General features: G+C 34.1%; 8 protein-coding genes. 5 read left to right on the forward strand and 3 right to left on the reverse strand.

Going from position 1 to position 8,145, the window contains the following annotated elements; translation table 11 throughout:
- Positions 1-39: 39 nt before the first annotated feature.
- From DFQ11_RS13300 to alaS, 3 genes are all read right to left on the reverse strand, one after another.
- A complete protein-coding gene (locus DFQ11_RS13300; RefSeq protein WP_110476368.1) occupies positions 40-780 on the reverse strand; it encodes a hypothetical protein in 741 nt (246 codons plus the stop codon).
- Positions 781-832: 52 nt separating this feature from the next.
- Positions 833-1,798 (reverse strand): GSCFA domain-containing protein, encoded by a 966-nt coding sequence (locus DFQ11_RS13305; RefSeq protein ID WP_110476369.1) that lies wholly within the window; start codon positions 1,796-1,798, stop codon positions 833-835.
- A gap of 105 nt (positions 1,799-1,903) precedes the next feature.
- Positions 1,904-4,516, reverse strand: a complete 2,613-nt coding sequence (gene alaS / locus DFQ11_RS13310; protein WP_110476370.1) for an alanine--tRNA ligase — start codon at positions 4,514-4,516, stop codon at positions 1,904-1,906.
- 229 nt (positions 4,517-4,745) lie between these two features.
- On the opposite strand from alaS, the gene DFQ11_RS13315 reads away from it, so the two are divergent.
- The 5 genes from DFQ11_RS13315 to DFQ11_RS13335 are packed head-to-tail and all read left to right on the forward strand — an operon-like array spanning position 4,746 to position 7,934.
- The gene (locus DFQ11_RS13315; protein ID WP_110476371.1) at positions 4,746-5,717 is read left to right on the forward strand and encodes a M23 family metallopeptidase; all 972 of its coding nucleotides are present in this window, start codon (positions 4,746-4,748) and stop codon (positions 5,715-5,717) included.
- A 1-nt stretch (position 5,718) separates the two neighbouring features.
- Positions 5,719-6,048 carry a MerR family transcriptional regulator gene (locus DFQ11_RS13320; protein WP_110476372.1) on the forward strand — a complete coding sequence of 110 codons (330 nt, stop codon included), beginning with the start codon at positions 5,719-5,721 and terminating at the stop codon, positions 6,046-6,048.
- 12 nt (positions 6,049-6,060) lie between these two features.
- Positions 6,061-6,660 carry a LemA family protein gene (locus DFQ11_RS13325; RefSeq protein ID WP_110476373.1) on the forward strand — a complete coding sequence of 200 codons (600 nt, stop codon included), beginning with the start codon at positions 6,061-6,063 and terminating at the stop codon, positions 6,658-6,660.
- 9 nt (positions 6,661-6,669) lie between these two features.
- Complete coding sequence (locus DFQ11_RS13330; RefSeq protein WP_110476374.1) at positions 6,670-7,107, forward strand: TPM domain-containing protein; 438 nt, start codon at positions 6,670-6,672, stop codon at positions 7,105-7,107.
- 17 nt (positions 7,108-7,124) lie between these two features.
- Positions 7,125-7,934, forward strand: a complete 810-nt coding sequence (locus DFQ11_RS13335) for a TPM domain-containing protein (protein ID WP_146221537.1) — start codon at positions 7,125-7,127, stop codon at positions 7,932-7,934.
- Positions 7,935-8,145 lie beyond the last annotated feature (211 nt).

The following is an 8,145-nucleotide window of genomic DNA, read 5'->3' on the forward strand; positions in this document are numbered from 1 at the left end:
CGACTAAGTTTGAGTTTTTTTTTATGATTTATACTAATCTTATAATTCGTATATAAATTGTAAAGTCACTACCTCCTGATTATCAGTACCAGGATTGTAAGTTTGAGTTCCTCCTGTAGGATATCCAATTGCATTATAGGCATATGAACTATTATAGTTATCCGTCATATTCGAACTACTTGAGCTAATATAACTTAACACGTTATTATTATAGACATCATGACCTATAAGTTCAAAAACCATTCTTTGATGAATATTTCTAAAAGGATTTTTTCTCGTATCGTAAGTATAACTATAATCGTTATCTCCTTCTAAATGCACTTCTGAAACGCGATTACCATAATTATCGTAACTAAAAATATAGGTGTTCTCACCATCCTCTACCATAGTTATCGTGCCATCAGAATTATATGTAAATTCATTCACCTGAACCGTATTTGAGTCAATTGATATAATTTCCTTCACTAATCGACCAAAACTGTCGTATTCTAATTGAGTTTGAAAACCTAATTCTCCATCTTCATATTCTTGTATAGATTTTAAAAGGTCATCTGTATAAGTAAACACTTCACTATAACCGTCAGAATCAGATAGACTAATTAGCTTATCTTCATCATAAATATAATTTGTAACCACCTCTTCATCCTGATACGTTTCTATTTTCTTTTGTAGAAAAACAGAATCTGAAGTCACATTGTCAACATAATCTTCAAGTTCGTTATCATTACAAGAATTAAACACTAAACTAAAAAGGCAAAAGGTAAAAAGTAATTTTTTCATATAGATTGTTTAAAACGATTGAGTTCAAAAATAAGATTAATTTATTTACTCCTTAAAACGAAATGTGAGCATACTTATTTTGAAGTTGCTCAATTTTATTCTGAAGGTTCACTAAAAATTTTTGATGGGCTGTGGATTTTGGGTTGAAAGGTTTATGAGCTAATCCTTTTTGAATTTCATCGACAAGTTTCATCGTTTGTTGTCCGTCTTTAGATATCCAAACCTCAAAAAATCGTTCCCAAATATAATCTACTGCCAATGCATTAGGATGCAACATATCTGAGTTGTAAAATCGATAATCTCTTAACTCATCCATCATAATCTCATAGGATGGAAAATAACAAGCCATTTCATTCGAACTAGCTGAGTATTGCTTTAAAAACTTATGTATTCCAGCAATTAAATGTGCTTTACTTTGTGTGTTCTCAACAAAACCATCTTTAATATGTCTAACAGGTGACACCGTAAATAAAAAGGTTACTTTAGGATTTAGTTCCTTAACCAAACTCACTAGGGATTCAAGTGATGCTACAATTTCATCAATAGAAAGCAATTCCTTTTTAAACTGCTTTTGTGGTAACTTGTGACAATTAGCAACAACTTGATTAGAATCTAAATGTCTATAAACCCAGCCTGTTCCTAAAGTAATGACGATATGACTCGCATTGTGTAAATTATTGTAAGTCTCATCTAATTGGCTGTTCAGAACTTTAAGTAAATCTTCCTTAGTAGCTCGATTTAATTTAGAGTGTGCATCTAAACAACTCCATTGCTCATTATGAAACTGTAATTCCGTTTCGCTATAATAACTCTGCTTTAGTGAACGACTCACTAAATTTTCTATGGCTAATGGATGAAAAAGTATTCCAAAAGGGTTGATGCTTGTTGGAAATTTATAATAATTAAATTTCTCTCCAATATTCTCCGAAAAACACGATCCCAAAAGCACGAGCTTAGATTCATAATCAATTGGATTACGCCCTGGTGACCTCAGTGGTATTTTAGTTTGAAGATTCATATTTTAATAATAACACAGAGATACGCTGAGAAAAATAGAGTCCACAGAGATTGAAGTCCACCAACCTCTGTGTTTTTTTTACTCTATGAATTTATAAGTATAGGTTTATAAGTAAGTCTTCGAAGCTTCTAAAGCAGCTTCAATCCCTTGCGGATTTTTACCACCAGCAGTTGCGAAGAATGGTTGTCCTCCACCTCCACCTTGGATGTGCTTACCTAACTCTCTTACAATAGTTCCCGCATTTAAGTTTTTACTCGCCACAAGTTCTTTAGAGATATAACAAGACAGAATCGCCTTTCCATCGTTTTCAGCACCAAATAGCAAGAATAAATTATTGTACTGGCTTCCTAATTCAAAGCAAACATCTTTAATGCCTGCCGCATCTAATTCTATTTTTTTAGCTAAAAACTGAACACCGTTAATATCAGTTAACTCATTTCTAAGTTCCCCTTTTATGTTTTTAGCTTTCTCTTTTAATAAGCTTTCAATTTGTTTTTTTAACTCAGCATTTTCATCCTGAAGGTTCGCCAATGCTTTTACAGGCTCTTTTGCATTATTTAAAAGTCCTTTCATTTCTAGAAAAGCCGAATTGTTTTCTGTATAATAATCTCTAACAGATTTATTCGTAATAGCTTCAATTCGTCTTATTCCTGCGGCCACTGCTCCTTCTGAAATAATTTTGAAATGCCAAATATCAGCAGTGTTCTTCACGTGAATACCACCACATAATTCCATAGATTTTCCAAAACGGATTGTTCTTACTGTATCACCATATTTCTCACCAAATAGGGCTATTGCTCCTTCTTCTAACGCTTTCTCCATTGGGATATTTCGCTGTTCCTCTAAAGGTAATTTTCCTTCGATTCGTGCATTTACGAAATCTTCAATTTCTTGCAACTGTTCATTAGTTACTTTTGAAAAATGCGAAAAGTCAAAACGTAAAGATTTTGGTTTTACCAAGGATCCTTTTTGCTCCACATGATCACCTAAAATGGCGCGTAACGCCTGATGTAATAAGTGAGTTGCTGAGTGATTACTAGAAGACAATGTTCTATGTTCATCACTTACTACTGCTTTAAAACTTTCGTTAATATGTTTTGGTAAATTCTTAGTGAAATGAATAATGACATTATTTTCTTTCTTGGTATCTAAGATATGAATCAAATCGCCATGAACGTCTTCTAAATATCCCTTGTCTCCAACTTGCCCACCTCCTTCAGGATAAAATGGTGTTAAATTGAAAACCAACTGATACATTTCACCATCTTTCTTAGACGTTACTTTTCTGTACCTCGTTATTTTCACTTTAGCCGTTAAAGCATCGTAGCCGATAAACTCTTCAACATCATCTTCTCTTAAAACAGTCCAATCTTCGGTTGAAGTTTCACTAGCCGAACGCGATCTATTCTTTTGTTTTTCTAAATGCTCTTTAAACCCTTTTTCATCAAGTTTTAAGTTCTTTTCAGAAAGAATTAAAGCGGTTAAATCTATTGGGAATCCATAGGTATCATATAATTCAAAGGCCTTTTCTCCTGAAATGGTATCACCTTTTGTTTCTTCAACAATGCGGTTTAACAACACCAAACCTTGATCTAAAGTTCTTAAAAACGAAGCTTCCTCCTCTTTAATCACATTTTCAATCAGTACTTGCTGTGCCTTCAACTCAGGGAAAGCTTCTCCCATTTTCTTACCTAATACATCAACTAATCGATATATAAATGGTTCTTTTTTATCTAAAAAGGTAAAACCATATCTAATGGCTCTTCTTAAGATTCTACGAATCACATAACCCGCACCTGTATTACTTGGTAATTGTCCATCAGCTATTGAAAACGCTACTGCTCTTACGTGATCTGAAATAACTCGGATAGCAATATCCGTAACTTCATCCTTACCATATTCATTATCCGTAATGGTTTCAATTTCACGAATTATAGGCGTAAATACATCTGTATCGTAATTAGATTGAACACCTTGTAACACCATACATAGTCGCTCAAACCCCATACCTGTATCTATATGTTTGTTTGGTAAAGCTTCAAGCGAACCATTGGCTTTTCGGTTGTATTGCATAAATACTAGGTTCCAAATTTCTACCACTTGAGGGTGATCCATATTGACTAAGGATTTTCCATCAACCTTTGCTTTTTCCTCGGCAGATCTGATATCCACGTGGATTTCACTACAAGGTCCACATGGTCCTTGATCTCCCATTTCCCAGAAGTTATCCTTTTTATTTCCTTTTAAAATTCGGTCTTCAGAAATGTATTGCTTCCAAATATCATAAGCTTCAGTGTCCATTTTAAGGTTGTCATTATCATCACTTCCTTCAAAAACCGTTACATAAAGAATATCCTTATCTATACCGTAAACTTCTGTTAAAAGTTCCCAAGCCCAAGCAATAGCTTCTTTTTTAAAGTAATCACCAAAACTCCAATTCCCAAGCATTTCAAACAAGGTATGATGATAAGTATCATAGCCCACTTCTTCCAAATCATTATGCTTACCAGACACTCTAAGACATTTTTGTGAATCGGCAATTCTGTTCCTTTTTGGTTCGGCATTACCTAAAAAGTACTCCTTAAAAGGTGCCATTCCAGCATTGATAAACATTAAAGTTGGATCATCTTTTAATACCATTGGTGCAGATGGCACGATAAGATGTTGTTTTTCTTCAAAGAAACTTAAAAATTTAGCACGTATGTCTTGAGACTTCATATATTGAAATTATTGCTTGTTGTATTATCTAGGCGCAAATGCAAAACAATTTTTATCTTTTCTCTGAGAAATTTAATTTACTTTTATGCTCAGAGAGCAGCGTCCACAAATATATCCCATTAGTTTATTAAATTTGTAATGGATTAATTTTGTAAGTTTGATTGTTCTACCATTAAATTACAGGCACTAAAGGTGACTATAATGCTGCAAAAATAGCATAAATTCAAACATGGCTAAAGTAAAATATTATTATGATTCTGAAACGCTTTCTTATCGAAGAATAAAGCGTAAAAAAACCACAACATTCAAGTATGCTACAGTGTTTTTAACAGCTGCTGCACTATTCGGTTTTTTATCCTTTTTTGTGGCGAGTCAATATATACAATCGCCAAAGGAGCGTCAAATGGCTCGTGAATTGCAAAATATGGAACTGCAATACGAGTTATTAAATAAGCGAATGGATGATGCCATCGCAGCTTTAGAAAACGTTGAAGAACGCGATAATGCCATTTACCGACTTTATTTTGAGGCAAATCCAATTCCAATTGAACAACGTCGTGCTGGCTTTGGTGGTATTAACCGCTATAAGAAGTATGAAGGTTTTGACAATTCAGAATTAATAGGAGAAAGCAATAAACGTTTAGATATTTTAGAAAAGGCAATTGTGGTACAATCTAAATCTTTAGATGAAATTGCTAAACTTGCTGAAGACAAAGAAAAATTCTTAGAAGCCATTCCTGCCATTCAACCTATAAGTAATGAAAATTTAACACGTATGGCATCGGGTTATGGATATAGAACCGACCCTTTTACTAAGGTGAGAAAGTTCCACTACGGTATGGACTTTACAGCACCTCGAGGAACACCTATTTATGCTTCGGGTGACGGTATTGTAAAACGCGCAGATAATAGTGCAACTGGTTATGGAAACCATATTAGAATAGATCATGGTTACGGCTATATGTCACTCTACGCACATTTATATAAGTATAATGTGAAGGTGAATCAGCGTGTAAAACGTGGCGATTTAATTGGCTATGTAGGAAGTACAGGACGATCAGAAGCACCTCATTTACATTATGAAATATTTAAAGATGGTGAACGTATTAACCCAATCAACTTCTACTACGGAAACTTATCTGCAGAAGAGTATGACGAATTGTTGCAAAAGGCATCATTAGAAAATCAATCCCTAGATTAAAATGCATATAGATTTACCAGAAAAGCGATATTATGGTATTGGCGAAGTAGCCAAAGCCTTCAAGGTGAATGCATCTTTGATTCGCTTTTGGGAAAAAGAATTTGATGTAATAAAGCCAAAGAAAAATGCAAAAGGGAACAGAAAATTCACTCCAGAAGACATAAAAAATCTTAAATTTATTTACCATTTGGTAAAAGAAAGAGGATTCACTTTGGATGGCGCAAAGACTCACTTAAAAGAAAATAAAAAGCAAGCTTTAGAGAAATTTGAAATCATAGATAAACTCGAAAGTATAAAAGCACAACTTGTAAAAATAAAAACACAACTTTAAAACTAAACAATCATGAAAAAATGGCTTATTCCTGTAATCGTAATTGCAATTGTAGCATTCGGACTCTATTCTTGGGCTGTAGGATTCAATAACACTGCTGTAGAATATGAAGCTGACGCAAAAACAGCTTGGTCTAATGTAGAAAGCTCATACCAAAGAAGAAACGACCTCATTGGAAACTTAATTAAAACAGTACAAGGTGCTGCAGATTTTGAAAGAACAACATTAAGAGAGGTTATTGAAGCAAGAGCTAAAGCCACTTCTACAAACATTGATGCAAGTAAGCTAACAGAAGCAAATATGGCACAATTCCAACAAGCACAAACAGGCTTGAGTGGTGCTTTATCCAAACTTTTAGTTTCTGTTGAGCGTTATCCTGAATTAAAAGCCAATCAAAACTTTCTTGAATTACAAAGCCAGTTAGAAGGAACAGAAAACCGTATTAATGTAGCGAGAGACAGATATAATGAGAACGTAAATATTTACGACAAACATATTTCTAAATTCCCTGGAACACTATTAGCAGGGATGTTTGGATTTGAAGAAATGCCTAGATACAAAGCAGACCCAGGAAGTGAAAACGCTCCAGATGTAGATTTTGACTTTAAATAAAATATAATTATGCCAAAAATTGAAGATTTCCTCACTTCTGAAGAAGAAGCGGAAATTGTTGAAGCTATTCGAATTGCTGAATGTAATACTTCAGGCGAAATCCGTGTGCATATTGAACAGAAATGTGACATCGATGTTTACGAACATGCCCTAGAAGTCTTTCACTATTTGAAAATGGACAATACAGCTCAACGAAATGGTGTGCTTATTTATGTAGCTATTGACAATAGAACCTTTGTGATTTTTGGCGATCAAGGAATTAATAATATTGTAGGCTCAGACTTTTGGAACTCTACTCGTGATAAAATTTCTAATCAATTTAAAGCTGGAAATTTTAAAGAAGGTATAATTGATGGCATTACTGAAGCAGGCAAAGCATTGTCTAAGCATTTTCCTTGGCATCATGATGACATCGACGAGCTAGACAACTCAATTTCTAAAGGGTAATGCAACAAACTAAAATTATGGCCATTAGAATATTAGTATTACTATTTTTAGTTAGTCCATTCATTGGTTTAGCTCAGTATAACATTCCTGAAAAGCCAGAATTTGAAACAAGTGTTTATGATGAAGAAATCAACTTACTCAATCCTACTCAAAAAAATAATTTAGAGCAGAAACTTATTAGATATTCTGATTCTACTTCAACACAAATTGTAGTAGTGATAATTAGTAGCACAAATGGTGAATACATTAATTATTTAGGAGCGCAGTGGGGTGAAAAATGGGGAATTGGTCAAGCGAAAGAAGACAACGGTATCCTTATATTATTAGCTAGAAACGATCGCCAAATTGGAATAAGCACAGGAAAGGGAACAGAACACCTACTAACTGATGCTATGAGTAAGCGAATAATTAATCAGGACATTATTCCTTATTTTAAACAAAATGACTATTACGGCGGATTAAATCGAGCTACAGACGCCATTTTCGAAGTCATGAAAGGCGAATATCAAGGATCGAGACAATCAGATAACGAAATACCATTTGAGACTCTAATATTCCTAGCTATAATATTTATAATTTTCGTGATTGTTATTTCAAAAAGTCATGGTGGCGGAAGTGGTGGAAATAGAGGAAATCGATCTGATAGCAGAAGCCTACTTGAAGCTATAATTTTGAGTAATATGGGTCGCGGAAGCTATTCACGAGGCTCTGGTGGTTTCGGAGGGTTTGGCGGCGGCTCAGGAGGTGGAAGCTTTGGAGGTGGTGGTTTCGGAGGAGGCTTTGGAGGCGGTAGCTTTGGAGGTGGTGGTGCCTCGGGAGGATGGTAATTTAAACTTTAGTTCATAGTAATTTTTACTAACTCATAAATTATGAATTTCTCTGTATCGACTCTTAAAATAATAACCTCTCTAAAAACCTAAGCTTTAATCAACAACTTAAAATCGGGACTGTAAATTATTTTGTGTTTTCAACTTTTAGATAGCCGAAAAATGATTTTGAAATTCATAGGCAAAAAATTTACTTTTAAAATTTTATCTT

The sequence above is a fragment of the Winogradskyella epiphytica genome, from assembly GCF_003217215.1.
GTDB lineage: Bacteria > Bacteroidota > Bacteroidia > Flavobacteriales > Flavobacteriaceae > Winogradskyella > Winogradskyella epiphytica.